The 26124-nt window shown below is 69.1% G+C and carries 28 protein-coding genes; 20 read left to right on the top strand and 8 right to left on the bottom strand.

From position 1 onward, the window contains the following. The first annotated feature begins 280 nt into the window (after positions 1 to 280). The 17 genes from AC1DYK_RS11060 to AC1DYK_RS10980 all read left to right on the top strand — a co-directional run bounded on the left by AC1DYK_RS11060 (position 281) and on the right by AC1DYK_RS10980 (position 13902). Complete coding sequence (locus AC1DYK_RS11060; protein ID WP_478166338.1) at positions 281 to 550, top strand: hypothetical protein; 270 nt, start codon at positions 281 to 283, stop codon at positions 548 to 550. A gap of 30 nt (positions 551 to 580) precedes the next feature. Continuing rightward, positions 581 to 976, top strand: coding sequence for an MAPEG family protein (locus tag AC1DYK_RS11055; RefSeq protein WP_478166337.1), 396 nt, complete (start codon positions 581 to 583; stop codon positions 974 to 976). Between the two features lie 57 nt (positions 977 to 1033). Further along, entirely contained in the window at positions 1034 to 1846 is an 813-nt protein-coding gene (locus AC1DYK_RS11050) for a class I SAM-dependent methyltransferase (RefSeq protein WP_478166336.1), read from the top strand. Between the two features lie 43 nt (positions 1847 to 1889). Further along, positions 1890 to 2690, top strand: coding sequence for a DUF6597 domain-containing transcriptional factor (locus AC1DYK_RS11045; RefSeq protein ID WP_478166335.1), 801 nt, complete (start codon positions 1890 to 1892; stop codon positions 2688 to 2690). Positions 2691 to 2780: 90 nt separating this feature from the next. After that, positions 2781 to 3134 carry a VOC family protein gene (locus AC1DYK_RS11040; protein ID WP_478166334.1) on the top strand — a complete coding sequence of 118 codons (354 nt, stop codon included), beginning with the start codon at positions 2781 to 2783 and terminating at the stop codon, positions 3132 to 3134. Positions 3135 to 3372: 238 nt separating this feature from the next. Then, positions 3373 to 3810, top strand: coding sequence for a homoprotocatechuate degradation operon regulator HpaR (hpaR, locus tag AC1DYK_RS11035; protein ID WP_478089731.1), 438 nt, complete (start codon positions 3373 to 3375; stop codon positions 3808 to 3810). After that, complete coding sequence (locus AC1DYK_RS11030; RefSeq protein ID WP_478166333.1) at positions 3807 to 4430, top strand: fumarylacetoacetate hydrolase family protein; 624 nt, start codon at positions 3807 to 3809, stop codon at positions 4428 to 4430. The genes hpaR and AC1DYK_RS11030 overlap by 4 nt, the downstream gene beginning before the upstream one ends. Further along, complete coding sequence (locus AC1DYK_RS11025; RefSeq protein ID WP_478166332.1) at positions 4427 to 5179, top strand: fumarylacetoacetate hydrolase family protein; 753 nt, start codon at positions 4427 to 4429, stop codon at positions 5177 to 5179. Before AC1DYK_RS11030 ends, AC1DYK_RS11025 begins: the two co-directional genes overlap by 4 nt. A 23-nt stretch (positions 5180 to 5202) precedes the next feature. Further along, entirely contained in the window at positions 5203 to 6180 is a 978-nt protein-coding gene (locus AC1DYK_RS11020; RefSeq protein WP_478166331.1) for a Bug family tripartite tricarboxylate transporter substrate binding protein, read from the top strand. Positions 6181 to 6197: 17 nt separating this feature from the next. Continuing rightward, positions 6198 to 7655 carry a 5-carboxymethyl-2-hydroxymuconate semialdehyde dehydrogenase gene (gene hpaE / locus AC1DYK_RS11015; RefSeq protein ID WP_478166330.1) on the top strand — a complete coding sequence of 486 codons (1458 nt, stop codon included), beginning with the start codon at positions 6198 to 6200 and terminating at the stop codon, positions 7653 to 7655. A 2-nt stretch (positions 7656 to 7657) separates the two neighbouring features. Then, positions 7658 to 8581 carry a 3,4-dihydroxyphenylacetate 2,3-dioxygenase gene (hpaD, locus tag AC1DYK_RS11010; protein WP_478166329.1) on the top strand — a complete coding sequence of 308 codons (924 nt, stop codon included), beginning with the start codon at positions 7658 to 7660 and terminating at the stop codon, positions 8579 to 8581. A gap of 33 nt (positions 8582 to 8614) precedes the next feature. Continuing rightward, the gene (locus AC1DYK_RS11005; RefSeq protein ID WP_478166328.1) at positions 8615 to 9022 is read left to right on the top strand and encodes a 5-carboxymethyl-2-hydroxymuconate isomerase; all 408 of its coding nucleotides are present in this window, start codon (positions 8615 to 8617) and stop codon (positions 9020 to 9022) included. Between the two features lie 3 nt (positions 9023 to 9025). After that, the gene (gene hpaH / locus AC1DYK_RS11000) at positions 9026 to 9829 is read left to right on the top strand and encodes a 2-oxo-hept-4-ene-1,7-dioate hydratase (RefSeq protein ID WP_478166327.1); all 804 of its coding nucleotides are present in this window, start codon (positions 9026 to 9028) and stop codon (positions 9827 to 9829) included. Between the two features lie 10 nt (positions 9830 to 9839). Next, positions 9840 to 10652 (top strand): aldolase/citrate lyase family protein, encoded by an 813-nt coding sequence (locus AC1DYK_RS10995; RefSeq protein ID WP_478166326.1) that lies wholly within the window; start codon positions 9840 to 9842, stop codon positions 10650 to 10652. Positions 10653 to 10853: 201 nt separating this feature from the next. Beyond that, complete coding sequence (locus tag AC1DYK_RS10990; protein WP_478166325.1) at positions 10854 to 11852, top strand: Bug family tripartite tricarboxylate transporter substrate binding protein; 999 nt, start codon at positions 10854 to 10856, stop codon at positions 11850 to 11852. A 142-nt stretch (positions 11853 to 11994) separates the two neighbouring features. Continuing rightward, positions 11995 to 12786: a class II aldolase/adducin family protein gene (locus AC1DYK_RS10985; RefSeq protein ID WP_478166324.1), complete on the top strand. Its 792-nt coding sequence runs from the start codon at positions 11995 to 11997 to the stop codon at positions 12784 to 12786. Between the two features lie 138 nt (positions 12787 to 12924). Then, the gene (locus AC1DYK_RS10980) at positions 12925 to 13902 is read left to right on the top strand and encodes a 2-dehydropantoate 2-reductase (protein ID WP_478166323.1); all 978 of its coding nucleotides are present in this window, start codon (positions 12925 to 12927) and stop codon (positions 13900 to 13902) included. 186 nt (positions 13903 to 14088) lie between these two features. Here AC1DYK_RS10980 and AC1DYK_RS10975 read toward each other — a convergent pair whose 3' ends face one another. Beyond that, positions 14089 to 14799, bottom strand: a complete 711-nt coding sequence (locus tag AC1DYK_RS10975) for a hypothetical protein (protein WP_478166322.1) — start codon at positions 14797 to 14799, stop codon at positions 14089 to 14091. A gap of 13 nt (positions 14800 to 14812) precedes the next feature. Next, positions 14813 to 15901: an alanine racemase gene (alr, locus tag AC1DYK_RS10970; RefSeq protein WP_478166321.1), complete on the bottom strand. Its 1089-nt coding sequence runs from the start codon at positions 15899 to 15901 to the stop codon at positions 14813 to 14815. Positions 15902 to 16073: 172 nt separating this feature from the next. Between alr and lplT the strand changes: the two genes are divergently transcribed. From lplT to AC1DYK_RS10955, 3 genes are read left to right on the top strand one after another with little or no spacing between them, the layout of a single operon-like run. Continuing rightward, positions 16074 to 17378 carry a lysophospholipid transporter LplT gene (lplT, locus tag AC1DYK_RS10965; RefSeq protein WP_478166320.1) on the top strand — a complete coding sequence of 435 codons (1305 nt, stop codon included), beginning with the start codon at positions 16074 to 16076 and terminating at the stop codon, positions 17376 to 17378. 4 nt (positions 17379 to 17382) lie between these two features. Then, complete coding sequence (locus AC1DYK_RS10960; RefSeq protein ID WP_478166319.1) at positions 17383 to 18285, top strand: DMT family transporter; 903 nt, start codon at positions 17383 to 17385, stop codon at positions 18283 to 18285. Further along, positions 18282 to 18767: a glutathione peroxidase gene (locus AC1DYK_RS10955; protein ID WP_478166318.1), complete on the top strand. Its 486-nt coding sequence runs from the start codon at positions 18282 to 18284 to the stop codon at positions 18765 to 18767. The genes AC1DYK_RS10960 and AC1DYK_RS10955 overlap by 4 nt, the downstream gene beginning before the upstream one ends. A 129-nt stretch (positions 18768 to 18896) precedes the next feature. On the opposite strand, the gene AC1DYK_RS10950 is transcribed toward AC1DYK_RS10955, so the two are convergent. From AC1DYK_RS10950 to amt, 6 genes are all read right to left on the bottom strand, one after another. Then, positions 18897 to 19313: a carboxypeptidase regulatory-like domain-containing protein gene (locus AC1DYK_RS10950; protein WP_478166317.1), complete on the bottom strand. Its 417-nt coding sequence runs from the start codon at positions 19311 to 19313 to the stop codon at positions 18897 to 18899. Between the two features lie 86 nt (positions 19314 to 19399). After that, a complete protein-coding gene (gene glcF, locus AC1DYK_RS10945) occupies positions 19400 to 20638 on the bottom strand; it encodes a glycolate oxidase subunit GlcF (RefSeq protein WP_478166316.1) in 1239 nt (412 codons plus the stop codon). Between the two features lie 8 nt (positions 20639 to 20646). Continuing rightward, positions 20647 to 21822: a glycolate oxidase subunit GlcE gene (gene glcE / locus AC1DYK_RS10940; protein ID WP_478166315.1), complete on the bottom strand. Its 1176-nt coding sequence runs from the start codon at positions 21820 to 21822 to the stop codon at positions 20647 to 20649. Between the two features lie 25 nt (positions 21823 to 21847). After that, positions 21848 to 23353, bottom strand: coding sequence for an FAD-linked oxidase C-terminal domain-containing protein (locus AC1DYK_RS10935; protein ID WP_478166314.1), 1506 nt, complete (start codon positions 23351 to 23353; stop codon positions 21848 to 21850). A 94-nt stretch (positions 23354 to 23447) separates the two neighbouring features. Next, entirely contained in the window at positions 23448 to 24371 is a 924-nt protein-coding gene (locus tag AC1DYK_RS10930) for an SMP-30/gluconolactonase/LRE family protein (protein ID WP_478166313.1), read from the bottom strand. Positions 24372 to 24691: 320 nt separating this feature from the next. Beyond that, positions 24692 to 26124, bottom strand: a 1433-nt coding sequence (gene amt / locus AC1DYK_RS10925; RefSeq protein WP_478166312.1) for an ammonium transporter, incomplete at its 5' end; no start/stop codon positions are given.

Below are 26124 nucleotides of genomic sequence, written 5' to 3'. Positions count from 1 at the left end.
GTCTGCAGGACTGCGGGCGCGTGCCCCCGCCGCACGGTCTTCGCCAGCACCCGCCTGTCCAGTGGGGGTGAGCGCAGGGAGGCTGGGCGCGCCGGCCGGCAGGCGATAGGTACAAACCCAGGCGAGACGCCAACGCCCAGGGCGCCTATCGTTCTCCCACGCCGAAATCTGCCAAGGGCGAGAGGATGACCGCTGAATCACAGCGACCGAACGCGGCTGGGTCAGCGCTGCCGCGACCGGTTCATTCCCGCTGACGCCACTCGTTTCGAGGAGCATCGTCATGAACGGTTTCATGCTGGTCAGGCACAAGGTCAAGGACTTCACCGTCTGGAAGGCGGGCTATGACGCCCACGCGCCCAAGCGCAACGAGGCGGGGCTCACCGAGCAATACCTGCTGCGCGGCGTCGATGACGCCAACGAGGTCGTGATGCTGTTCGAGGCGCAGGACATCGCCCGGGCCAAGGCGTTCGCCGAATCCACGGATCTGCGGGAGACGATGCAGGCCGTCGGGGTGATCGACAAGCCGGACATCCACTTCCTCAACCGCTGAGCCGATCCACCCAGCCCTCAGGACCTCGACATGACCACCACCCTCACGCTCGTGATCTACATGGCCATCCTGACCTGGCTCACCGTGCTTCTCGCGAGCCTGATCCGGGTCAAGGGCTGGACGCCGTCCGGCACCATGATGGCGCTGGGCAACCGCGACAAGCTGCCCGAGGCCACGCCCTTCGCAGGCCGCGCCGAGCGCGCCGCCCGCAACACGCTCGAGAACTTCGTGCTGTTCGCCGCGATCGCGCTGGTGGCGCATGCCGCGGGCGCGACCAGCCCGAAGATCGCCACGGGCGCGCAGATCTTCTTCTGGGCCCGGGTGCTGTACGTCCCGGTCTACTGCGCCGGCATCGCCTATCTGCGCACGGCGATCTGGGTGGTCAGCATCGTGGGGCTGGGGATGATGATTTCCGGCATCTTGTAGTTGGGATCCGCCACGCATCGTCGAAGCGATGCGCCCATCCGTGCGAAGGGGACCGCGATGAACACCACGTCTTCGACCTTCGTCGCCAGCGACGGCGATGCCTACGAAAAGCTGATGGGCCGCTGGAGCCGCCAGCTCGCCCTGCCCTTCCTGGACTTCGTCGGCACCGCGGACGGCGACCGGGTGCTCGATGTCGGCTGCGGCACGGGCCACCTGGCCTTCGCCGTGACCCGCCGCACCGGCGCCGGCGAAGTGCGCGGCGTGGACCTCGCCGAGCCCTACATCGCGCATGCCAGGCGCCACAACCAGGATCCGCGCATCGTCTTCGAGGTGGCCGACGCCTGCGCGCTGCCCTTCCCCGACCGGAGCTTCGACCGCGTGCTCTCGCTGCTGGTGCTGCACTTCGTGCCCGACGCGGACAAGGCGATTGCCGAGATGCGGCGGGTCGCCAAGCCCGGGAGCGTGGTCGGCGCGACCGTGTGGGACGTGCGTGGCGGCTTCGTCTCCAACCGCATGTTCTTCGACACCGCCGCCGCGCTCGACCCGGCAGCGAGGGAGCGGCGCGCCCGCAACTTCACGCGGCCGATGACGCGGCCCGGCCAACTGGCCCAGGCGTGGCGCGCCGCCGGCTTCAAGGGCGTCGACGAGACGACGCTCAGCATCCGGATGGAGTTCGCTTCGTTCGCGGACTACTGGGCGCCCTTCGAGGGCAAGGACGGCCCCGGTGCGGAATACGTCGCCACGCTGGGCGAGGAAGCGCACGCCCGGCTGCGCGAAGCCGTCGAGTCCGCCTACCTCGACGGCGAAGCGGACGGCCCGCGCTCCTATGCGGCGCTGGCCTGGGCGGTCAAGGGCAAAGCGCCTGCGTAGCGCTTAGGGCGGCTGACAAAACGCCTTAAGATTCCGAGCGCAAATGACACGACATGCCAAGGAAAGCAGCGCCACCCCACCAGGCATTGCAGGTGTCACAGGGCAGTACCGGGAAGACGTTCCTCGCCCCGGACTGCAGGCGCATTTCCAATGCATCTGGACGAGCGTCCTGCCGGACCCGCATGCTGGCGGTATCGCCGTGGTACCGGACGGCTGCGTCGATCTCATCTGGCGAGCCGGCCGACTGCGGGTCGTCGGCCCGGACGTCATTGCGGCCCGTCCCGACCTTTCACCTGGCGCGCGCGTGCTTGGCGCCCGATTCCAACCCGGCGCCGCACGCCAATGGCTGGGCCTGCCGCTCTCGGAGATCGTTGGCCAGTCAGTCGAGTTGGCCGATCTGCGGGGAACCCTGGCCAGGGATTTCGCCTTCCGGATGGAAGACACGCAATCCATTGCCCGGCAGGCACAGGTGTTTCAGGAGCAACTGATGGCGATGCCGCAGCCGATGACCGCGCCGGACAAGAGTGCGTCGGAGATCTTCCGTCTTGCAGCCATGCCGTCGCGAGACGAAGGCTTGGTAGCAGCCCGTATGCGCGAGCGCTTGGGCCTCAGCGAGCGCACGTTGCTGCGCCATTGCCGAGATCACTTCGGCTACGGACCGAAGACACTGGAACGCATCCTCCGCTTCCAGCGCTTCCTGTCACTGGCCCGCGAGGATCGAAATGCCGGCTTGGTCGCACTGGCGGTCGATGCCGGCTATGCAGATCAAGCCCATCTCGCCCGTGAAGTCCGGACGCTGTGCGGTATGACCGCTTCGGCGTTGTTGAGCCAGGTCCGTCACTGAGCGGGCACTGCTGATTGGCCGTTTTGTTCAAGACACCGAATCGCGGCCGGGCGATCATGGCGGCTATTCATCCAGCATCAGGAAAAACGCATGGCAACAACAGGCCGGGACCGGCAAATCGACAACATTGAGTTCAACGTTACCGACATCGCGCGCAGCAAGGCGTTCTACGGCGCGGTATTCGATTGGACGTTCACCGACTACGGACCGACGTACAGCGAGTTCCACGACGGCCGATTGACCGGCGGCTTCACCACGGGCGAACCCGTACGTCCAGGCGGCCCGTTGGTCATCGTCTACGCGGACGATCTTGCCGAGACGCAGCGGCGCATTGAAGCGGCGGGCGCCACGATCACCAAACCAGTCTTTGCTTTCCCCGGCGGGCGCCGCTTCCACTTTCTGGACCCGGACGGGTACGAGTTGGCGATCTGGTCGGCGCTATAGCACGAGGCCGGACGCATCGCAGCTAGCCTGCGTCTTTCAATGCCTGCTTGGCCTTTTCGGCCGAACTCTTCGATCTGTTCTTGTGATAGCCCCTGCGCCACCAGACGGATAGCTCGCGTCAGGTTTCCCCGCTCGCTTCCGCGCCCGGATGTTTTCTGCGCCAACGTCCCGCAAGGGTTTACCCGCAGGCTTGCCCACTTGACCCAATCATTTAATATATTAAATAATTCGGGCCGACATGAGCACTTCCTTCTCCCACCGCAATTTGCCGCGCCTGCTGCTGCAGGCCCGCGAGGCCGTCATGGGCCACACGCGGCCCAGCCTGCGCGAGCATTCGCTGTCCGACCAGCAATGGCGCGTGCTGCGCGTGCTCGGCGAACACGGTGCGGTCGAAACCGGCCGCGTGGCGCGCGAGGCCTTCATCCTCGGGCCGAGCCTGACCGGCGTGCTGGCGCGCATGGAGCGCGACGAGCTCATCACGCGCAGCCGCGACCCCGAGGACCAGCGTCGCACCGTCGTCGAGGCCACGGCGCACGGGCGCCGGCTGGTGAAGAAGCTCTCGACCAGCATCGAAGCCCACTACGCGTGGATGGAAGAGGCGATGGGCAAACAGAAGCTCGCCCAGATCTACGCCTTGCTCGACGAACTCATCGCACTGGAGCAACCACAACCATGAGCTACACCCCCACAGGCACCGTCTACGGCGTGCTGCTGAACTTCCGTGCGGAGTTCGACGCCCTGGCGCCGCAGATGAGCCAGCCGCCGTACAAGGCACCGCCGAAGGCGCCGGTGCTCTACGTCAAGACCGCCAACACCTGGAGCCCGCACGGCAGCACGATCACCGTGCCGGCGCAGGTGGCCGAGGTGGAGGTCGGCGCCACCATCGCGATGGTGATCGGCGTCGACAACGACGTCGAGGGCTTCGTGCTGATGAACGACCTGTCGATCCCGCATGCGAGCTTCTTCCGCCCGCCGGTCAAGTTCAAGTGCGTCGACGGCTTCCTGGGCATCGGCCCGGCGATGCGCGACGCGCAGGAGGTGGCCGACCCGGCGCAGTTCAAGCTCGAAGTGCGCATCAACGGCGAGCTGCGCCAGTCGGTCGACTTCTCGCAGACGGTGCGCAGCGCCGCGCAGCTGCTGGCCGAGGTCGGCGACTTCATGACGCTGGCGCACGGCGAGGTGCTGATGCTCGGCTGCGATGCCGGCCGCCCGCTGGCGCGCCCCGGCGACCGCATCGAAATCAGTGCGCCAGGCTTCGAGACCCTGGTCAACACGCTGGTGAAGGAGCAAGCATGAAGCGCGCACGCATCCTGTTCGAAGGCGCGGTGCACGAGGCCGTCGAGGCCGATGGCCAGCTGCGCCTGGCCGATGGCCGGCTGCTGCAGGCCGATGCCGTGTCGTGGCTGCCGCCGCTGGCGCCGGTGGCGCGCCCGCGCACCATCCTCGCGCTGGGCCTCAACTACGCCGACCATGCCAAGGAGCTGGAGTTCAAGGCGCCCGAGGATCCGCTGGTGTTCGTCAAGGGCGAGAGCACGCTGACCGGCCATCGCCACCTGACCTATCGCCCGGCCGACGTGCAGTTCATGCACTACGAATGCGAGCTCGCGATCGTGGTCGGCAAGACCGCGAAGAAGGTCAGGCGCGACGATGCCTACGACTTCATCGGCGGCTACACGGTGGCCAACGACTACGCGATCCGCGACTACCTCGAGAACTGGTACCGCCCCAACCTGCGCGTGAAGAACCGCGACACCTGCACGCCGATCGGCCCCTGGCTGGTCGACGCCAGGGACGTGGCCGACCCGATGGCGCTGGCGCTGCAGACCACGGTCAACGGCAAGCTCACGCAGTCGGGCAACACGAAGGACATGATCTTCGACGCGCCCTTCCTGATCGAGTACTTCAGCAGCTTCATGACCTTGTCGCCCGGCGACCTGATCCTCACGGGCACGCCCGACGGCGTGGTCGACTGCCGCCCCGGCGACGTGGTCGTGACCGAGATCGCGCAGATCGGCGCGCTCATCAACACCATTGCCGCGGGCTGAGCGGCGAAGCAAACGGAGACCACATGAAGAAGATGATCAAGCTCGCAACCGCCATGGCCGCGCTGGCCGCGTCGGTGGTGGCGTTCGATGCGCCGGCACAGTCCTTCCCGACCAAGCCGGTGCGCTGGGTGGTCGGCTATCCGGCCGGCGGCGGCACCGACTTTCTCGCCCGCACGGCGGGGGCCCAGCTGTCGCAGCAGATCGGCCAGCCGGTGCTGGTCGACAACCGCCCCGGGGCCAGCGCCATCATCGCCTCCGAGAACGTGGCGCGTTCGCCGGGCGACGGCTACACGGTGTTCTCGGCCGACAACGGCGTGCTGGTCTACAACCCGGTGCTCTACAAGAAGCTGCCCTACGACGCCGAGAAGGATTTCGTCGCGCTCGGCATGATGGGCCGCTCGCCGCTGATCCTCACGGCCGCGCCGGGCGCGGGCTTCGCCGATGCCAAGGCGCTGATCGCCGCGCTCAAGGCAGCGCCGGGCAAGTACAGCGTGGCGACGCCGGGCGCCGGCAGCCCGCACCACCTGGCGCTGGAGCTGTTCCAGCGCGAGGCCGGCGTGCAGCTGCTGCACGTGCCCTACAAGGGCGGCGCCCCGGCGCTGCAGGACCTGATGGGCGGCCAGGTGCCGCTGATGATGCTCGACCTGCCCAGCGGCATCAGCGCCGTCAAGGCCGGCAAGGTGGTGCCGCTGCTCGCCATGTCCGGCGAGCGCGTGCCGCAACTGCCCCAGGTGCCGACGGCCAGGGAACTCGGCCTTGCCGGTGTCGAGGCCTACACCTGGCAAGGCCTGGTGGCGCCCGCCGCCACGCCGAAGGACATTCAGCAGAAGCTCGGCACCGACCTGCTGAAGGCCATGAACGACCCTGGCGTGCGCCAGAAGCTTTTCGACGCCGGCTGGGAACCCCGTCCCACCGACGCCGCCGAGATGAACCGCTATGTCCAGTCGGAGCGCAAGAAATGGCAGGCGCTGATCGCCTCGCGCGAGATCCGGCTCGACTGAACCCCGAAGGACACCCCATGCAGATCGACCACCTCATCAACGGCAAATCCGTCGCCGGCCGCGACTACTTCCAGACCGTCAACCCCGCCACCCAGGAAGTGCTGGCCGAGGTCGCCTCGGGCGGCGAGGCCGAGGTGAACGCGGCCGTGGCCGCTGCCAAGGAAGCCTTTCCGAAGTGGGCCGGCCTGCCCGCGCCCGAACGCGCCAGGCTGATCCGCAAGCTCGGCGACCTGATCGCCGCGCATGTGCCCGAGATCGCGCAGACCGAGACCAACGACTGCGGCCAGGTCATCGCGCAGACCGGCAAGCAGCTGGTGCCGCGCGCGGCCGACAACTTCTACTACTTCGCCGAGATGTGCACGCGCGTCGACGGCCACACCTACCCGACGCCCACGCACCTGAACTACACGCTGTTCCACCCGGTGGGCGTGTGCGCGCTGATCTCGCCGTGGAACGTGCCCTTCATGACCGCCACCTGGAAGGTCGCGCCCTGCCTGGCGTTCGGCAACACGGCGGTGCTCAAGATGAGCGAGCTGTCGCCGCTGACGGCCGCGCGCCTGGGCGAGCTGGCGCTCGAAGCCGGCATTCCGGCGGGCGTGCTGAACCTGGTGCACGGCTTCGGCAAGGAAGCCGGCGAGCCGCTGGTGGCGCACCCCGATGTGCGCGCGATCTCGTTCACCGGATCGACCGCCACGGGCAACCGCATCGTGAAGAGCGCGGGCCTGAAGAAGTTCAGCATGGAACTCGGCGGCAAGAGCCCGTTCGTGATCTTCGACGACGCCGATCTCGACCGCGCGCTCGATGCCGCGATCTTCATGATCTTCAGCAACAACGGCGAGCGCTGCACGGCGGGCTCGCGCATCCTGGTGCAGCAGTCGATCTATGCCGACTTCGCGGCGAAGTTTGCCGAGCGCGCGAAGCGCATCACGGTCGGCGACCCGCTCGACGAGAAGACCATCGTCGGGCCGATGATCTCGCAGGCCCACCTGGCCAAGGTGCGCAGCTACATCGAGCTGGGCCCGAAGGAAGGCGCCACGCTGCTGTGCGGCGGCCTCGGCGCGCCCGACCTGCCCGAGCGCGTCCGGCGCGGCAACTACGTGCTGCCCACCGTGTTCGCCGACGTCGACAACCGCATGAAGATCGCGCAGGACGAGATCTTCGGCCCGGTGGCCTGCCTGATTCCGTTCAAGGACGAGGCCGACGCGATCCGCCTCGCCAACGACATCGCCTACGGCCTGTCGAGCTACGTGTGGACCGAGAACATCGGCCGCGCGCACCGTGTCGCCGCGGCTGTGGAGGCCGGCATGTGCTTCGTCAACAGCCAGAACGTGCGCGACCTGCGCCAGCCCTTCGGCGGCACCAAGGCCTCGGGCACGGGACGCGAGGGCGGGACCTGGAGCTACGAGGTCTTCTGCGAACCGAAGAACGTGGCGGTGAGCCTGGGCAGCCACCACATTCCGCATTGGGGAGTCTGACCATGGGCAAGCTCGCACTCGCTGCCAAGATCACGCACGTGCCCTCGCTCTACCTGAGCGAGCTGGACGGTCCGCGCAAGGGCAGTCGGCAGGCTGCCATCGACGGCCTCAAGGAGATCGGCCGCCGCTGCCGCGCACTGGGCGTGGACACCATCGTGGTGTTCGACACCCACTGGCTGGTGAACGCGAGCTACCACCTCAATTGCGCGCCGCATTTCAAGGGTGTCTACACCAGCAACGAGCTGCCGCACTTCATCAGCAACATGCCCTACGAGATGCCCGGCAATCCGGAACTCGGCAAGCTGCTGGCGAAAACATGCAACGAATGGGGCGTGGAGACGCTGGCGCACGACGCCACCACGCTCGGGCCGGAATACGGCACGCTGGTTCCGATGCGCTACATGAACGAGGACCAGCACTTCAAGGCGATCTGCGTCTCGGCCCTGTGCACCAGCCACTACCTGAACGACAGCGCCCGCCTGGGCTGGGCCATGCGGCGTGCGGTGGAGGACCACTACGACGGCACCGTGGCCTTCCTGGCCAGCGGATCGCTGTCGCATCGCTTCGCGCAGAACGGCCTGGCGCCGCAGTTCGCCGACCGCGTCTGGAGCCCGCTGCTGGAGCGCATGGACCACGAGGTGGTGCGGATGTGGGAACACGGCGAGTGGGCCGACTTCTGCGCGATGCTGCCGGAGTACGCGGCCAAGGGGCACGGGGAAGGATTCATGCACGACACGGCCATGATGCTCGGCGCCCTCGGCTGGTCGGCCTACGACGGCAAGGCGGAGGTGATCACGCCCTATTTCGGATCTTCCGCCACCGGCCAGATCAATGCGGTCTTCCCGGTCACGCCGCAGGATGGCCACGCGATCCCGAACGCGCAGGCGTCGAGCGCCGAGGGATTCCAGAGCGTCTCGCGCCTCTGAGCCGTTCGACCCCAACCTCCACGGAACGACGCCATGCCGCACCTCGTGATCCTCTACACGCCCAACATCGAGCGCGAGACCGACATGTCGGCGCTGTGCCGCTCGCTCGCCGACTGCATGCTCGCGCAGCGCGACGACGAAGGCAAACAGGTCTACCCGACCGGCGGCACCCGCGTGCTGGCCTATCCGGCGGCGCACTACGCCGTGGCCGACGGCCGCGCCGACTACGCCTTCGTCTACCTCAACGTGCGCATGGGCGCGGGCCGTACGGCTTCTGTGCACCAGCGCGTCGGCGACGCCCTGCTGGGCGTGACGAAGGCGCACTTCGCGCCAGTCTTCGACCAGCGCCCCATCGGCATCACGCTGCAGATCGACGAGAGCCCCGGCCAGGTCTACGACGGCAAGCACAGCAACCTGCATCCTCTCTTCAACAAGGCCTGAACCATGCTCGACACCCATCTCATCCGGCAACTGGCCGCCGAACTCCACGAGAGCGAGAAGTCGCGCGTGCAGGTCGAGCACTTCTCCAAGCGCTACCCCGAGATGACGATCGAGGACGGCTATGCGATCTCGCGCGAATGGGTCAGGACCAAGATCTCCGAGGGGCGCATCGTCAAGGGCCACAAGATCGGCCTGACCTCGCGCGCGATGCAGCAGGCCAGCCAGATCGACGAGCCCGACTACGGCACCTTGCTCGACGACATGTTCTTCGACCAGGGCGGCGACATCCCGTTCACGCGCTTCATCGCGCCGCGGGTCGAGGTCGAGCTGGCCTTCGTGCTCGGCAAGCGGCTGCAGGGGCCGAAGGTGACGATCTTCGACGTGCTCGCGGCCACCGACTACGTGGTGCCGGCGATCGAGATCATCGATTCGCGCATCGAGCAGTTCGACCGCCACACCAAGCAGATGCGCCGCGTGTTCGACACCATCTCCGACAACGCGGCCAATGCCGGCATCGTGACCGGCGGCCGACCCGTGAAGCCCGACGCAGTCGACCTGCGCTGGGTCAGCGCCCTGCTGTACAAGAACGGCGTGATCGAGGAATCCGGTGTCGCGGCCGCTGTGCTCAACCATCCCGCCACCGGCGTGGCCTGGCTCGCCAACAAGCTGGCGCCGTGGGACGAATGCCTGGAGGCCGGCGAGATCGTGCTCGGCGGCTCGTTCACGCGGCCGACGCCGGCATCGCCCGGCGACACCTTCCATGCGGATTACGGCCCTCTCGGCACGATCTCCTTTCGCTTCGTCTGAAAGGCATTCAATGACCACCACCCCCCCGAACCCCTTCAAGCAGGCCCTGATCGACAAGCGCGCCCAGATCGGCCTCTGGCTCGGCCTGGCCGACGCCTACAGCGCCGAGATCTGCGCCGGCGCCGGCTTCGACTGGCTGCTGATCGACGGCGAGCATTCGCCCAACGGCCTGCAGAGCATCCTGCAGCAGGCGCAGGCGATCGCCGCCTATCCGGGCGTGAACGCGATCGCGCGCGTTCCGCTGGGCCACGGCGACGCCGGCACGGCGCTGATCAAGCAGTACCTCGACCTCGGCCTGCAGACGCTGCTGGTGCCGATGGTCGACACGCCCGCGCAGGCCCAGGCCATCGTGCGCGCGATGCGCTATCCGCCCGAGGGCATCCGCGGCATGGGCGGGGCGCGCGCCTCGCGCTGGGGCCGCTACCCGGGCTATGCCAGGGAAGCCAACGACCGCGTCTGCCTGCTGGTGCAGGCCGAGTCGCGCGAGGCGCTGGCCAACCTGGACGCGATCGCGGCGATCGATGGCGTCGACGGCATCTTCATCGGGCCGGCCGACCTGTCGGCCTCGATGGGGCACGTGGGCGACTCCGACCACCCCGAGGTGCAGGCGGCGATCGAGGACGCCATCGCGCGCATCCAGCGCGCCGGCAAGGCCGCGGGCATCCTGACGCCCAACGAGGCGCTGGCACGCAAGTACCTGACGCTGGGCGCGAGCTTCGTCGCCGTCGGCCTCGACACCAACCTGCTGGTGCGCAGCACCAGCGCACTGGCGGCCAGCTTCAAGGGCACCGCCAAGCCCACGGCGGCCGGCGGCACCTACTGACCGACGGACGGTCGATGCGAGGACTTTGGGTTGAAGACGTGAGGTAAACGCGGGTGTCAGGCGGCACGGGTTGCGGGAAGAATATGCCCTCAGCGCGCGGCCTGGCCACCAGGGCGCCGTGACTCTCTCCGGCGCCGCCATCCCGGTGGCGCAACGAGTTCTCAAGCAAGCAAGCTTCCATCCATCCCGAGGAGACATCGAATGACCATCACCCGCCGCCATCTGCTGCAGACCACCAGCGCCTCGGCGCTGCTCGCGAGCCTGGGCCAGCACGCCTTCGCGCAGGCGCAAGCCTTCCCCTTCGAGACCGCGCGCCTGATCACCGGCTTCGCGGCCGGCGGTACGTCCGACACCCTGTGCCGGCGCGTCGCCGCCCGCCTGCAGCCCGACTACGGCCGTGCCGTGGTGGTCGAGAACCGCACCGGCGCGGGCGGCCAGATCGCCGTGACCTACGTCAAGAGCCAGCCGGCCGACGGCGCCACGATCCTGCAGACGCCGACCTCGATCCTCACGATCTATCCGCACATCTACAAGAAGCTGCCGTACGACCCGCTGGTCGACCTGTCGCCGGTGACCGTCGCCTGCGTGTTCGACTTCGGCTTCGCGGTCGGCCCGGCCGTTCCGCTGTCGGTCAAGACCGTGCCCGAATTCCTGGCCTGGGCCAAGACCCATCCCGAAGGCGCCAACTTCGGTTCGCCGGCGGCCGGCTCGACGCCGCACTTCATCGGTGCGCTGCTCGGCAAGAGCGCGGGCGTGGAACTGAAGCACGCGGCCTACCGCGGCACCCAGCCGGCGATGCTCGACCTGCTGGGCGGCAACATCGCGGCGGTGTCGGGCCCGATCGGCGACATCACGCAGCACCTGCCCACGGGCAAGATCCGCATCCTCGGCGTGTCCGGCGCCAAGCGCAGCCGCTTCGCGCCCGATGTGCCCACCTTCGAGGAACAAGGCATCAAGAACATGACGCACAGCGAGTGGTTCGCCTTCCTGCTGCCGGCCAAGGCCTCGCCGGAAGTGGTGAACCGCGCCAACGCCGCCTTCAAGACCGCGCTGGCGCAGAAGGACGTGATCGACGGCCTGGCGAACTTCGGCCTGGAGGCGATGTCCTCCTCGCCCGCCGAGCTGACGGAATTGATCAAGAAAGACACCGCCAAGTGGGCGCCGATCGTCAAGCAGGTCGGCTTCACCGCCGAAAACTAGTCACTCACTCACCCCCAGGTTGGCTCACTTCGTGTAGCCGCCCACCCCCTCGCCGGGGGCAATACCAGCGGCCCGGCAAAGCCGGTTCCGCGGTATTCCTGGAAGGGGATCGGGGCGTATCGATTTACTTGAAGGAAATGCCATGAACACACTCGCCACCCCATCGCCCTCGGCGCTGGTGCATCCCGCGATCCACCCCGACGAGCGCGCCGCAAGGCTGGAGCTCGCCGCCTGCTATCGCGTGTTCGCGATGCTGGGCTGGACCGAGATGATCTACAACCACATCACGGTGCGGCTGCCCGACAGCGTGACCGGTGGCGAGAAGCAGTTCCTGATCAATCCCTTCGGCCTGCACTACAGCGAGGTCACGGCCAGCAACCTGGTCAAGATCGACCTGCAGGGCAAGGTGCTCGACGGCTCGACCTACCCGGTCAACCCGGCCGGCTTCACGGTACATGCCGCGATCCACGACGGGCTGCCCGGCGCACATTGCGTGATGCACACCCATACCACCGCCGGCGTGGCGGTGGCCTGCGTGCAGGGTGGCCTGCAGCAGACCAATTTCTATACCGCGCAGCTGCACGGCATGGTGGCCTACCATGAGTTCGAGGGCATCACCATTCACGCCGACGAGGGGCCGCGCCTGCTCAGGAGCATGGGCGACCGGCAGGCGGTGATCCTGCGCAACCACGGCCTGCTGGCCTGGGGCCAGACGCTGCCGCAGACCTTCGCGATCCTCTGGACGCTGCAGCGCGCCTGCGAGATCCAGCTGGCGACCTTCTCGATGGGGCCGGCGATTCCGGTCGCCGAAGAGATCGCGCAGCGCTGCACGCGCGATGCGCTGCAATTCAATCCGGCGCACGGCGCCGGCAAGGATGTGTTCGACGCCCTGGTGCGCCAGGTCGATCGCATCGACAACACGTACAAGCAATAACCCCCAGGTTGGCCCACTTCGTGTGGCCGCCCACCCCCTTGCAGGGGGCAATACCAGCGGCCCGGCAAAGCCGGTTCCGCGGTATTCCTGGAATGGGGCAAGGTGTGCCCCGACCGAAGATCAAAGGAGCATCTCTCGATGAAAGTGTGCATCTACGGCGCCGGCGCGATCGGCGGCTGGATCGGCTCGAAGCTCGCGCAGGCGGGCTCGACCATCGACGTGGTGGCGCGCGGCGCCACCCTGGAAGCCCTGAAGCGCGACGGGCTGGTGCTCGCGAGCGGCGACACGCGCGTGGCGGTGCCGGTCAACGCCAGCGAAGACCCGAAGACGCTCGGCGTGCAGGACCTCGTGATCGTGGCCGTGAAGGCACCCTCGCTGCCCGCGGTGGCGCAGCAGATCGCGCCGCTGCTGGGCCCGGACACCATCGTGCTCACGGCCATGAACGGCGTGCCGTGGTGGTTCCTGCAGGGCGGCTTCGGCGGCCCGCTGGCCGGCGCGCAGCTCGAGGCCGTGGACCCGGGCGGCCGCATCGACGCCGCGATCCCTGCCAGGCACGTGATCGGCTGCGTGGTGCACGCGAGCTGCTCGCTCGACGCGCCCGGCGTGGTGCGGCATCACTTCGGCAACGGCCTGATCATCGGCGAGCCCTCGGGCGAGGCGACCCCGCGCGCGAAGGCGCTGCTCGACCTGCTGGTGGGCACGGGCATCGACACCAAGCTCTCGCCGCAGATCCAGAAGGACGTCTGGTACAAGCTCTGGGGCAACATGACGGTCAACCCGATCAGCGCGCTGACCGGCGCCACCACCGACCTCATCCTCAACGACGACCTGGTGCGCGGCTTCATCTCCACGATCATGCTGGAGGCCAAGGAGATCGGCGCGCGCATCGGCGTGCCGATCGCCGACAGCCCCGAGGACCGGCACGCCATCACCCGCAAGCTCGGCGCCTTCAAGACCTCGATGCTGCAGGACGTGGAGGCCCACCGCGCGGTCGAGCTCGACGCGCTGGTGACCGCCGTGCGCGAGCTGGGCCAGCGCGCCGGCGTGGCGACGCCGTTCACCGATGCGCTGCTGGGGCTGGCGCGGCTGCGGACGCGGCAGTTGGGGTTGTACTGAGCCCCCACGCTCCCCCACTGCGTGTGGGTCGCTGCCCCCCGAGGGGGCCGCAGGCCGCCTTGGGGCGGCCCGGCGCCGGCCTGAATGGCCCCCACGCTCCCCCACTGCGTGTGGGTCGCTGCCCCCCGAGGGGGCCGCAGGCCGCCTTGGGGCGGCCCGGCGCCGGCCTGAGCCATCGCTCGGGCACTAACGCCCGAGCAGCACCCGCACCGCCGCCGGCAGCGAATTCACCTGCGGCATGAAGCGGTCGATCGCCGCGCCGAGCAGCACCGCGCACAGCAGCGCCCCGAGCAGCGGCTTCCAGCTCAGGCGCAGCGCGACCGCCAGCCAGCCTTCGCGCGCGATGCGCACCACGGCGCGCGCCGACACGTACGAGAACGCGATCTCGATCGCCACCGCGAGCAGCGCGTCCCAGCCGAAATAGAGCAACACCAGCGCGCCGGCCCCGCACACGATGGCGACGCCGATCAGGAAGATGGCCACGACCGGCACCACGAAGACCGCGCCCTCGTCGAGACCGCCCGCGAGGTCGAGCGCACCACCGCCCACGTCAGGCAGATCGAACTGGCCCCCCGAGCCGTGCGCCGACGGACCATCGAAGGTGCCGGGGTCCGGCAGATCGGGATCGAAGTTTGTGTTGCGCTGCACCAATCTTCCGGCCCACCAGCGCAGGAGCAGCAGGTAGACGGCGTAGCCGGCGCCCAGCGTCAGCGCGTAGCGCAGGGCCAGCGAGTCGACGCCCAGGCGCATCTGCAGGTGCGACACCACCCACATCAGCAGCAGGATCGTGGCGCCGATCGCGAAGCCGTGCAGGCGCAGGTCGTGGCTGCGATGCAGCTCCTGCTCGACGCGCGACTCCCAGAGCCGAACCGAGCGCCAGTCGGAGAGAATCTTCAAACTGCGGCGGCCCTCAGTCCGCCGTGATGGGGACACGCGGCGCCACGGCGCACATCAGCTCGTAGCCCACGGTGCCGCCGGCCTTCGCGACCTCGTCGATCGGCAGCAAGGCGCCCTTCGACGAACGGCCCCACAGCGTGACCTCGCTGCCGAATCCGGCGTCGGGCACCGGTGTCAGGTCGACCGTGATCATGTCCATGCTGACGCGCCCGACCATCCGCGTACGCACCCCGTTCACCAGCACCGGCGTGCCGGTGCTGCAGTGGCGCGGATAGCCGTCGGCATAGCCGACCGCGGCCACGCCGATGCGCAGCGGGCCCTCGGCGCGGAAGCTGGAGCCGTAGCCGATGGTGTCGCCGGGCTTCAGCGTCTGCACCCCGATCAGCCGCGTGGACAGCGTCATGGCCGGCTGCAGCTGCCAGTGCGCCGCATCATGCTCGGGAAAATCGGGCGCGCTGCCGTACAGCACGATGCCCGGCCGCACCCAGTCGGCCCGGGTCTGGGTCGCGTGGCGCAGCGTGGCGGCGCTGTTGGCGATCGAGCGTTCGCCCGGCAGGTCCTGGGTGGCGTGGTCGAAGACCTCGAGCTGGTGCGCGATGCCGCGGTCGCCGTCGGCATCGCTGAAATGCGTCATCAGCGAGATCTCGTCGACCTGCGGCAGCGCGTTCAGCCGCGTCCAGGCCGAGCGGAAGCGCTCGGGCGCGAAGCCCAGGCGGTTCATGCCGGAGTTCATCTTGAGGAAGACGCGCTGCGGCACCTGCGTCTTGTGGGCGGCCAGCATGTCGATCTGGGCGTCGCAGTGCACCGCGTGCCAGAGGTCGAGCCGGGAGCACAGTTCGAGGTCGCGGGCCTCGAACACGCCTTCGAGCAGCAGGATCGGGCCGCGCCAGCCCAGCGCGCGCACCCTTTCGGCCTCGGCCAGGTCGAGCAGCGCGAAGCCGTCGGCGGCCCGGAAGGCATCGAAAACCCGTTCGATGCCGTGCCCGTAGGCGTTGGCCTTGACGACCGCCCAGACCCGGGAATCGAGCGCGGCGCGGCGGACCCGGTCGAGGTTGTGGCGCAAGGCGGCGGCGTGAACGGTGGCTAGGATGGGACGTGGCACGGCAAAAACCCGGTGAAAAGCTGGAAACGCTCACACAAAAAGGCCCGGCGTGATGCGCGGAAAGCGCCATTCTGACATCGCGCACCCCATGCTATAACCGCGCACCCGCCTCTGAAGCGGACCATTTTTCCACTATCGCCAGCGGTCCCACCCGCGGCCAGCCAGCTCATCGATGAAGCGCGGTTTCTACACCATCATGTCGGCCCAGTTCTTTTCGTCGCTGGCCGACAACGCGCTTTTCGTTGCCGCGGTGGAACTCATGCGAACCAGCGGCGCGCCGGAGTGGCAGCGCGCCGCGCTGGTGCCGATCTTCGCCGTCTTCTATGTGGCGCTGGCGCCGCTGGTGGGCGCCTTCGCCGACGCCTTGCCCAAAGGCAAGGTCATGTTCATCAGCAACGCGATCAAGGTGGTGGGCTGCGTGATGATGCTGTTCGGCTCGCATCCGCTGATGGCCTACGCCGTCGTCGGGCTCGGCGCCGCGGCCTATTCGCCGGCCAAGTACGGGATCCTGACCGAGCTGCTGCCGGCCTCCCAGCTGGTCAAGGCCAACGGCTGGATCGAGGGCCTGACCATCGCGTCCATCATCCTGGGCATCGTGCTCGGCGGCCAACTGGTGGGCCATACGCTGTCGAACCACCTGCTGGCGTTCGACTTCCCCGGCATCGACACCGGCATCGACACGGCGCCCGAGGCCGCGATCTCGGCGCTGATCCTGGTCTACATGGTGGCGGCCTGGTTCAATACGCGCATCCCGTACACCGGCGTCGAGATGCGGCCGCTGCGCGCCAATCCGCGGCACGGCATCGTGCGCAACATGTTCGCCCTGCTGCCCGATTTCTGGCACTGCAATTCGCGCCTCTGGCGCGACAAGCTCGGCCAGATCTCGCTGGCCACCACCACGCTGTTCTGGGGCGCCGGCGGCAACCTCAAGTACATCGTCCTGGCCTGGGCCTCGCTGGCGCTGGGCTACAACACGGCGCAGGCCTCGTCGCTGACCGGGGTGGTGGCGATCGGCACCGCGGTGGGCGCCATCGTGGCCTCGATGCGGATGCGGCTGGACATGGCCACGCGCGTGATCCCGATGGGCATCGGCATGGGCCTGCTGGTGATCGGCATGAACTTCATCGGCAGCATCTGGATCGCCGTGCCCTTCCTGATCCTGCTCGGCGGCCTGGGCGGCTTCCTGGTGGTGCCGATGAACGCGCTGCTGCAGCACCGCGGCCACAACCTGATGGGCGCCGGTCGTTCGATCGCGGTGCAGAACTTCAACGAGAACGCAAGCATCCTGATGCTGGGCGCGTTCTACAGCGCCTGCACCGGCCTGGGCCTGTCGGCCTACGCGGCGATCACCGCCTTCGGCGTCGTGGTGGCGGGCTTCATGTGGCTCATCAGGCGCTGGCACCAGAACAACCTGAAGCGCTACCCCGAAGAAGTCGAGCACCTGCTCGCCATCGCGCGCAGCGACAAGCACCACTGATCTCTTGCCTGCTCTCGCGCTGATCTTCAACGCCTTCGTCTGGGGCGTCTCCTGGTTTCCCTTCCGGCAGATCGAAGGCCATGGCCTGCATCCGGTATGGGCCACCTGCCTGGTCTATGCCGCCATCGCGATCGCCATGGCGCTGCTGCGCCGCCGCCTCTGGGGACTCTTCGCGCAACAGCCGGGGCTGGTGCTGCTGGGGCTGGCGGCGGGCTTCACCAATGTCGGCTTCAACTGGGCGGTGACGCAGGGCGACGTGGTGCGGGTGGTGCTGCTGTTCTACCTGATGCCGCTGTGGAGCGTGCTGCTGGCCTGGGTCTTCCTGGGCGAGCGCCCGAGCCTGGCGGCGCTGGCCCGCGTGGCGCTGGCGCTGACGGGCGTGATGGTGGTGCTCAAGACGCCCGAGACCGACTGGCCGGTGCCGTCCAGCCTGCCGGACTGGCTCGGCGTGGCGGCCGGCTTCGGCTTCGCGGTGACCAACATCCTGCTGCGCCGGCTGCGCAGCGCGCCCGGCGAGGCGCGCGCGCTGGCGATGTTCGGCGGCTGCGCGGTGGTGGCCGGCGTGACCGCGCTGGCCGGCACCGCGCTGGGCGCGATCGCGGCACCGCCGCTGGTGGCGCCGGCCTGGTGGGGCTGGGCCCTGGTGCTGGGCACCGGCTTCGTCTTCGCGAACGTCTGCCTGCAGTACGGGGCGGCCCGGCTCACGGCCAGCGCGACCTCGGTGATCATGCTGTCGGAAGTGCTGTTCGCGAGCACCTCGTCGGTCGCGCTCGGAGCGGCCACGATGGAGGAACGGATCTGGTTCGGCGGCGCGCTGATCGTGCTGGCCGCGGTGTGGTCGGCATTTGCAGGCGAGCCCACGGCAGGTGATGATCGACAACCCCTTCCCTGCAAGGACATGCCATGACCAGCATCTACGATTTCGAGGCGCGCCGAATCGACGGCCAGCCGGCCCCGCTGTCGGACTACCGCGGCCGGGTGCTGCTGATCGTCAACACGGCCAGCAAGTGCGGCTTCACGCCCCAGTTCGAGGGGCTGGAGGCGCTGTACAAGAAGTACGCGACCCAGGGCCTGACGGTGCTGGGCTTCCCGTCCAACCAGTTCATGAGCCAGGACCCCGGCACCAACGAGGAAATCGGCGCCTTCTGCACCCGCAACTACGGCGTCAGCTTTCCGATGATGGAGAAGATCGACGTCAACGGCGCCGACGCCGCGCCGCTCTACAAGTGGCTGGTCAAGGAGGCTCCGGGCCTGCTGGGCAGCACCGCGATCAAGTGGAACTTCACCAAGTTCCTGATCGGCAAGGACGGCCGGGTGCTCAAGCGCTACGCGCCGGTGGACAAGCCGGAGTCGATCACCGACGACATAGAAACGGCCCTGGCGAGTTGAACTCGCCCGGCCGGCGCAGCCAGGCCCGTTCGTGAAACACCGTGGAACCGGCTTCGCCGGGCCGCCGGTGTTGCCCCCGGACGGGGGTGGGCGCCCCGACACGCAGTGCGGGGCAACTTGGGGGCGAGCCTAGAACCGGAAGTCGGCCGTCTTGGAGCCGCTGCCCAGGGTCACGGCCTGGCTCTTGGTGACGCCTTCGCTGGCGGCCTCGACCGTGTAGCGGCCGGCCGGCAGGTCGATCAGGCACACCGGCCCGCTGGCGCGCATCGCCAGCGCGGTGCGGCCGCTCGCATCCTTCACCATGACGTCGACGTCGGCCAGGTATTCGCCGCCGGCGCGCGCGAACAGCAACGACAGCGGATGGTCCTTCATGGCCGCGCGCAGGGCGGTGGATTCTTCGGCACCGATGCCGCCGCAGACGTAGCGTCCCGCATCCTGGACTTTCATCGCCGGCATCGCGGTGATCTGGGCCTGGGCGACCCAGGGCGCGGCGGCACAGGCGCAGAGGGCCGCGCCGCGCAAGAGGGTTCGGAAAGAGACACGCATCAGGAATCTCCCGTTGGGAACACCCCGACATCCTCGCGCGGCGCCGGCGCGCCGGGGGTCGGACCAGACCCCTTGCGGCTGTCCGATCAGGCCGCCGCTTCGGGCGCCAGCGCGGCGTCGAGCAGCTCGACCCAGTGCCGCACGGGCGTTTCGGTGCCGCTTTGCAGGTGGGTGATGCAACCGATGTTGGCCGACACGATGGCAGCAGGCCGCAACTGGTTCAGGTGGCCCAGCTTGCGGTCGCGCAAGGGGTAGGCCAGCTCGGGCTGCAGCACCGAGTAGGTGCCGGCCGAGCCGCAGCACAGGTGCGACTCGCTCTGCGCCACCCGGATGTCGAAGCCGAGCGCGCGCAGGTTCTGCTCGACGCCGCCGCGCAGCTTTTGCCCGTGCTGCAGCGTGCACGGCGGGTGGTAGGCGACGACGCCCTGGGGGGCGCGCACGCGCGCCTTCAGCAGCGGCACCAGCTCGGGCAGCAGTTCGCTCAGGTCGCGGGTCAGCGCGCTGATGCGCGCCGCCCTCGCCGCGTAGGCCGGGTCGTCCTTGAGGATGTGGCCGTACTCGCGCACCGTGACGCCGCAGCCCGAGGCGTTCATCACGATCGCCTCCACCGCGCCGCTGTCGACCTGCGGCCACCAGGCATCGATGTTGGCGCGCATCTGCGCCTTGGCGCCGTCCTGGTCGTCGAGGTGGAACTTCACGGCGCCGCAGCAGCCGGCCTTGTTCGCGATCACGGCCTCGATGCCGGCGGCGTCGAGCACGCGCGCGGTCGCGCTGTTGATGTTGGGCGCCATCGAAGGCTGCACGCAGCCGGCCAGCATCAGCACCTTGCGCGCGTGGCTGCGCCGGGGCCACGCGCCTGCGGGCTGCGGCACCGGCACCTTGGCCTGGAGCGGGGCCGGCAGCAGGCCGCGCACCGACTGGCCGAGCTTCATCGCCGGCGCGAAGAGGGGCGAGGGCAGCGCCTCCTTGAGGGTCCAGCGGACCGCGCGCTCGAGCGCCGGGCGGGGCACCTTGCGGTCGACGATCTTGCGGCCGATGTCGACCAGGTGGCCGTATTGCACGCCGCTCGGGCAGGTGCTCTCGCAGTTGCGGCAGGTCAGGCAGCGGTCCAGGTGCAGCTGGGTGCTGCGCGTCGGCTGCTTGCCTTCGAGCACCTGCTTGATCAGGTAGATGCGCCCGCGCGGGCCGTCGAGCTCGTCGCCGAGCAGCTGGTAGGTCGGACAGGTGGCGGTGCAGAAGCCGCAGTGCACGCACTTGCGCAGGATCGCCTCGGCCTCGCGGCCGTCGGCGGTGCCCTGGAATTCGGGAGCGAGTTCGGTTTGCATGCGGGGCTTCAGTTCGCGGGGAGCGTGGAGGTCGAAGGGTAGAGCCGTGCGCGGTCGAAGACCGCGTGCGGGTCGAACTCGTTCATCAGCGCGCGGTGGATGCGCTCGACGGGCGCGCTCAGGGTGTCGAAGCGGTCGGCGGTCGACCCACCGTCCGCCGAGCCCCTGAACAGCGTCGCGTGGCCGCCGGCGGCGCGGGCCGCCGCGCGCAGGCGCGCGCCCTGCCCGGGCGCCGCCCAGTACCAGCGCTGGCCGCCATGCCATTCGACCAGCGGCGTGCCTTCCACCGCGAGCACCGGCGCGGTCTGCGGCACCGAGAGCCGCCACAGCTCGCCCCCGCCTGCGGCGAACCACGGATGCTGCTGGTCGCGCAGCGACTGCCAGCCGGCCGCCGAGCGCTCCTTGTCCTGCCGCTCGCCGCCCAGGTGCGCGCAGGCCGCCTCGACCGCCGCCACCGCGCCGCGCAGGCGCAGCGACAGCACGCCTGCGCCGTCGCGCTCGCGCCAGACGCTGGCGTTGAGCGGCAGCGGCCGGCCGCCCCATTCATTGAGCAGGTCCAGCGCATCGGCCTGGCTGCAGGCGAATTCGAGCGTGGCCTCGGCCGGCGCCACCGGCAGCACCTTGAGGCTGGCTTCGGCGACCAGGCCGAGCGTCCCCATGGAACCGGCCAGCACGCGCGAGACGTCGTAGCCGGCGACGTTCTTCATCACCTGGCCGCCGAAGGTCAGCACCTCGCCGCGGCCGTTGACCAGCGTGACGCCCAGCAGGTAGTCGCGCACCGCGCCGACGCTGGCGCGCGCCGGCCCGCTCAGGCCGGCGGCGATCATGCCTCCTACGGTCGCTGCGCTCCCTGCGGCGGTGCCTCCGTCCAGGACGCGCTCGCCCAAGGGCTCGGCGCGGGTCCCTCCCCGCGCGAAGCGCGGCGGCTCGAAGGGCAGGCACTGGCCCTCTTGGGCCAGCAAGGCCTCGAGCTCGGCCAGCGGCGTGCCGGCGCGCACCGTGACGACCAGCTCGCTGGGCTCGTAGCTGGTGACGCCGCGCAGCGCGGTGGTCTCGAGCGCCTCGCCGCGCGCGGGCTCGCCATAGAAGGCCTTGGTGCCGCCGCCGCGGATGCTCAGCGTGCGGCCGTCGGCCGCGGCGGCGCGGATGCGCTCGACCGCCTCGCGCAGGGCTGGGAATTCCATCGTGTTGTCTTCTCTCGTTGGGTCGTCAAAAGCGCGGCAGCTCGGCAAAGGGCATCGGCTGCCCGGCGCGGAACACCTGCTTGCCGTACTCGGCGCAGCGCGACAGCGTCGGGATGACCTTGCCGGGGTTCAGCAGCCCCGCCGCGTCGAAGGCGCGCTTGACGCCGAACATCTGCTCGTTCTCGGTCGCGGTGAACTGCACGCACATGCTGTTGAGCTTCTCGACGCCGACACCGTGCTCGCCCGACACCGTGCCGCCCATCGCGACGCTGGTCTCGAGGATGTCGGCGCCGAAGAGCTCGCAGCGGTGCAGCTCGTCGGGGTCGTTGGCGTCGAACAGCACCAGCGGATGCAGGTTGCCGTCGCCCGCGTGGAACACGTTGCAGCAGCGCAGCTTGTACTTCTTCTCCATCTGCTGGATGGCCAGCAGGATGTCGGCCAGGCGCTTGCGCGGGATGGTCGAGTCGAGGCACATGTAGTCCGGGCTGATGCGGCCCGAGGCCGGGAAGGCGTTCTTGCGGCCGCTCCAGAACCTGAGCCGCTCGTCCTCGCTGGTGCTGACCGAGATCGCGGTGGCGCCGTACTGGCGCAGCACCTCGGTCATGCGGCCGATCTCCTCCTCGACCTCCTCGGGCGTGCCATCGGATTCGCACAGCAGGATGGCGGCGGCCTCGAGGTCGTAGCCGGCGTGCACGAAGTCCTCGACCGCGGCGGTCATGGGCTTGTCCATCATCTCGAGGCCGGCCGGGATGATGCCGGCCGCGATCACCGCGGCGACCGCGTCGCCGGCCTTTCGCACGTCGTCGAAGCTGGCCATGATGCAGCGCGCCAGCTGGGGCCTGGGCACCAGCCTGACCGTGACCTCGAGGGTGACGGCCAGCATGCCCTCGCTGCCGATCACCAGCGCCAGCAGGTCGAGGCCGGCGCAGTCGAGGGCCTCGCTGCCGAACTCGATCGGCTCGCCTTCGGCCGTGAAGCCGCGCACCCGCAGCACGTTGTGCAGCGTGAGCCCGTACTTGAGGCAGTGCACGCCGCCCGAGTTCTCGGCGACGTTGCCGCCGATGGTGCAGGCGATCTGGCTCGACGGGTCGGGCGCGTAGTAGAGGTTGAAGGGCGCGGCGGCCTCGCTGATCGCGAGGTTGCGCACGCCGCACTGGACGGTCGCGGTGCGGCTGACCGGGTCGACCTCGATGATCCGGTTGAACTTGGCCAGCGACAGCGTCACGCCCGACGCGTGGGGCATCGCGCCGCCCGAGAGCCCGGTGCCGGCGCCGCGCGCGACCACCGGCACGCCGAGCCGATGGCAGATCTGCAGCACCGCCGCCACCTGCGCCTCGGTTTCCGGCAAGGCCACGACCATCGGCCGCTGCCGATAGGCCGTGAGGCCGTCGCATTCGTAGGGCGTGGTGTCCTCGGCGTGCCAGATCAGCGCATGCGCGGGCAGGTGCGCCTGCAGCGCCTGGACCACCTGGGCCTGGCGGTCCGGCTTGGACAGCGATTCGTGGGGGGCAGGAGCAGGCGGCGCGTTCATGCCTGCATTTTCGGCGCAGGCAGGCGCTCCCGGATCGAGGGTTTTTCTCTCGCGACTTGAAGAAAGTTGGTCGCCGCCGGGGCGGTGCGCACGATCAGTCCTCGAAGAAGGCGACGGGAAGCCCGGGCGTGTCGACGCGCATCCGGATCACGCAACCCGAGGCCGGCCGCTCTTCGAGCTCGTCCGCGGGCCGGCCGCGGCGGGCGGTGGTGACGAACAGCGTCTTCAGGTCGTCGCCGCCGAAGCAGGGCATGGTCGGGCACTGGACCGGGGTCGCGAGCGCCGCCACCCGTTGGCCCGAAGGCGCGAAGCGCAGCAGCTGGCCGCCTTCGAACATCGCCACCCAGTAGTTCCCTTCGGCGTCGATCGTGGCGCCGTCGGGCCGGCCCTCGTAGCGCAGCGCCGACGCCGGCGTCCACCCCGCGGGCTTGTTCTTGAACTGCTGGAACACGCGTTCGCGCGACAAGATGTTCGCGCGTGCCGCCCAGTCCCAGGCCCGCACCCGGTGGGCCGCGGTGTCGGCCCAGTAGGCGGTGGCGTCGTCGGGCGCGAAAGCCAGCCCGTTGCCCGTGATGGCCTGGTTGGCCATCGTCACCAGCGCCGGGGCGCGGCCGCCGCGGGCGTCGAGGCAATAGAGCGCTGCATTGGCGCGGTCCTTGGCCTCGTTGATGGTGCCGGCCCAGAAGCGGCCCAGCCCATCGCACTTGCCGTCGTTGAAGCGCATGGTGCGGATGTCGTGGTCGACGCGGGCCAGCGGCTTCAGCTCACCGCCCCAGACGGGCGCGCGATAGACGCCGTCGCGCAGCGCGATCACCAGCCCGCCGCGCCGCGCCGGCGCCATGCAGCCGGGCTCGGTCGCGAGGCTCCAGCGCTCGACGGTCGGGCTGTCGTCGATGTCGCCCCGCGTGCGCAGCACCGCGCGGCCGGGAATGTCGAGCCAATAGAGCGAGCGCTCGACCGGATGCCAGAACGGCGATTCGCCCAACTGGCTCAAGCTGTCATTGAGAGTGGTCCACATAAGAAAATTATGCTCGCCCCCAGGTTGGGCTCACTTCGTGTAGCCCGCCCACCCCCTACCGGGGGCGCAACCAGCGGCCCGGCGAAGCCGGTTCCGCGGCCGCCCACGAACAGGCGCGCTGCGCGCAGCCGAAACTGGCACGCAACAAGAACTGGACAGGGGTGGGGATGGGGGCCAGGGACTGCGCCTGGCCGGCCGGCGAAGCCAGGCCCGTTGGTGAAACACCGCGGATCCGGCTCTGCCGGTCCGCTGGTGTTGCCCCCGGTAGGGGGTGGGCGCCCCGACACGAAGTGCGGGGCAACCTGGGGGCGAGCAACAGTTCAGCGGTTATATGCGGTTTCGCCGTGCGAGGAGATGTCGAGGCCTTCGCGCTCTTCTTCTTCGGAGACCCGCAGACCGATGGTCAGGTCGGCGATCTTGAAGGCGATGAACGCCACCACACCCGACCAGACGATGGTCAGCACCACGGCCTTGAGCTGGATCCAGACCTGGGCGCCGATGCCGTTGGAGATGACGCCCGCCGTCACCCAGTCGCCGACCAGGCCGGGGCCGCCGAGCGCTTGGGTGTTGAACACGCCGGTCAACAGCGCGCCGACGATGCCGCCGACGCCGTGGACGCCGAAGACGTCGAGCGAGTCGTCCGCGCCGAGCATCTTCTTGAGGCCGTTGACGCCCCAGAGGCAGGCGAAGCCGGCGACGAAGCCGACGATGAGCGCGCCCATCAGGCCGACGTTGCCGGCGGCCGGGGTGATGGCCACCAGGCCGGCGACGGCGCCGGACGCAGCACCCAGCATCGAGGCCTTGCCGCGCATCAGCGCTTCACCGATGCACCATGCGAGCACCGCGGCGGCGGTGGCCGAGAAGGTGTTCATGAAGGCCAGCACGGCGCTGGTGCTCGATTCGAGGGCAGAGCCGGCGTTGAAGCCGAACCAGCCGACCCACAGCAGCGAGGCGCCGACCATGGTGAGCGTCAGCGAATGCGGCGTGAAGGATTCCTTGCCGTAGCCGATGCGCTTGCCGACCAGGTAGGCACCCACGAGGCCGGCGACGGCGGCGTTGATGTGCACCACGGTGCCGCCCGCGAAGTCGAGCGCGCCCCATTGCCAGATCAGGCCGGCCTTGTCGTTCATGGCGTCGACCACTTCCTTGCTCGCGTAGGCGTCCGGGCCCATCCAGAACCAGACCATGTGCGCGATCGGCGCATAGCTGAAGGTGAACCAGATCACCATGAACAGCAGTACGGCCGAGAACTTGATGCGTTCGGCGAAGGCGCCGACGATCAGGCAGCAGGTGATGCCGGCGAAGGTGGCCTGGAAGGCGGCGAACAGCAACTCGGGGATGTACACGCCCTTGCTGAAGGTCGCGCCCGGGGCGAACACGCCGGTGGCCGGATCGAAGACGCCCCTCATGAAGAGCCGGTCGAAGCCGCCGATGAAGGCGTTGCCCTCGGTGAAGGCCAGGCTGTAGCCGTAGATCATCCACAGCACGACGATCATCGAGAACGTGACCATCACCTGCATCAGCACCGACAGCATGTTCTTGCTGCGCACCAGGCCGCCGTAGAACAGCGCCAGGCCGGGAATGGTCATCATGATCACGAGCAGCGTCGAGACCATCATCCAGGCGGTGTCGCCCTTGTTGAACGAGGGTGCCGGCGCGGCAGCGACCGCCTCGGCGGCGGGGGCTGCGGCCGCGGCGGCAGGCGCGGCCGCAGCAGGCGCGGCGGCCGGTGCCGCGGCGGCCGGTGCCGCGG

This window comes from Variovorax sp. P2_H12, assembly GCF_056403395.1.
This window is presented reverse-complemented; position numbering and strand designations above follow the sequence as displayed.

Bases quoted from the DNA above. Each gene is read 5' to 3' on its own strand.
- AC1DYK_RS11060 (WP_478166338.1), top strand. From the start codon at position 281: ATGAACGGTTTCATGCTGGTCAGGCACAAGGTCAAGGACTTCACCGTC.
- AC1DYK_RS11055 (WP_478166337.1), top strand. From the start codon at position 581: ATGACCACCACCCTCACGCTCGTGATCTACATGGCCATCCTGACCTGG.
- AC1DYK_RS11050 (WP_478166336.1), top strand. From the start codon at position 1,034: ATGAACACCACGTCTTCGACCTTCGTCGCCAGCGACGGCGATGCCTAC.
- AC1DYK_RS11045 (WP_478166335.1), top strand. From the start codon at position 1,890: ATGACACGACATGCCAAGGAAAGCAGCGCCACCCCACCAGGCATTGCA.
- AC1DYK_RS11040 (WP_478166334.1), top strand. From the start codon at position 2,781: ATGGCAACAACAGGCCGGGACCGGCAAATCGACAACATTGAGTTCAAC.
- hpaR (WP_478089731.1), top strand. From the start codon at position 3,373: ATGAGCACTTCCTTCTCCCACCGCAATTTGCCGCGCCTGCTGCTGCAG.
- AC1DYK_RS11030 (WP_478166333.1), top strand. From the start codon at position 3,807: ATGAGCTACACCCCCACAGGCACCGTCTACGGCGTGCTGCTGAACTTC.
- AC1DYK_RS11025 (WP_478166332.1), top strand. From the start codon at position 4,427: ATGAAGCGCGCACGCATCCTGTTCGAAGGCGCGGTGCACGAGGCCGTC.
- AC1DYK_RS11020 (WP_478166331.1), top strand. From the start codon at position 5,203: ATGAAGAAGATGATCAAGCTCGCAACCGCCATGGCCGCGCTGGCCGCG.
- hpaE (WP_478166330.1), top strand. From the start codon at position 6,198: ATGCAGATCGACCACCTCATCAACGGCAAATCCGTCGCCGGCCGCGAC.
- hpaD (WP_478166329.1), top strand. From the start codon at position 7,658: ATGGGCAAGCTCGCACTCGCTGCCAAGATCACGCACGTGCCCTCGCTC.
- AC1DYK_RS11005 (WP_478166328.1), top strand. From the start codon at position 8,615: ATGCCGCACCTCGTGATCCTCTACACGCCCAACATCGAGCGCGAGACC.
- hpaH (WP_478166327.1), top strand. From the start codon at position 9,026: ATGCTCGACACCCATCTCATCCGGCAACTGGCCGCCGAACTCCACGAG.
- AC1DYK_RS10995 (WP_478166326.1), top strand. From the start codon at position 9,840: ATGACCACCACCCCCCCGAACCCCTTCAAGCAGGCCCTGATCGACAAG.
- AC1DYK_RS10990 (WP_478166325.1), top strand. From the start codon at position 10,854: ATGACCATCACCCGCCGCCATCTGCTGCAGACCACCAGCGCCTCGGCG.
- AC1DYK_RS10985 (WP_478166324.1), top strand. From the start codon at position 11,995: ATGAACACACTCGCCACCCCATCGCCCTCGGCGCTGGTGCATCCCGCG.
- AC1DYK_RS10980 (WP_478166323.1), top strand. From the start codon at position 12,925: ATGAAAGTGTGCATCTACGGCGCCGGCGCGATCGGCGGCTGGATCGGC.
- lplT (WP_478166320.1), top strand. From the start codon at position 16,074: ATGAAGCGCGGTTTCTACACCATCATGTCGGCCCAGTTCTTTTCGTCG.
- AC1DYK_RS10955 (WP_478166318.1), top strand. From the start codon at position 18,282: ATGACCAGCATCTACGATTTCGAGGCGCGCCGAATCGACGGCCAGCCG.
- AC1DYK_RS10950 (WP_478166317.1), bottom strand. From the start codon at position 19,313: ATGCGTGTCTCTTTCCGAACCCTCTTGCGCGGCGCGGCCCTCTGCGCC.
- glcF (WP_478166316.1), bottom strand. From the start codon at position 20,638: ATGCAAACCGAACTCGCTCCCGAATTCCAGGGCACCGCCGACGGCCGC.
- glcE (WP_478166315.1), bottom strand. From the start codon at position 21,822: ATGGAATTCCCAGCCCTGCGCGAGGCGGTCGAGCGCATCCGCGCCGCC.
- AC1DYK_RS10935 (WP_478166314.1), bottom strand. From the start codon at position 23,353: ATGAACGCGCCGCCTGCTCCTGCCCCCCACGAATCGCTGTCCAAGCCG.
- AC1DYK_RS10930 (WP_478166313.1), bottom strand. From the start codon at position 24,371: ATGTGGACCACTCTCAATGACAGCTTGAGCCAGTTGGGCGAATCGCCG.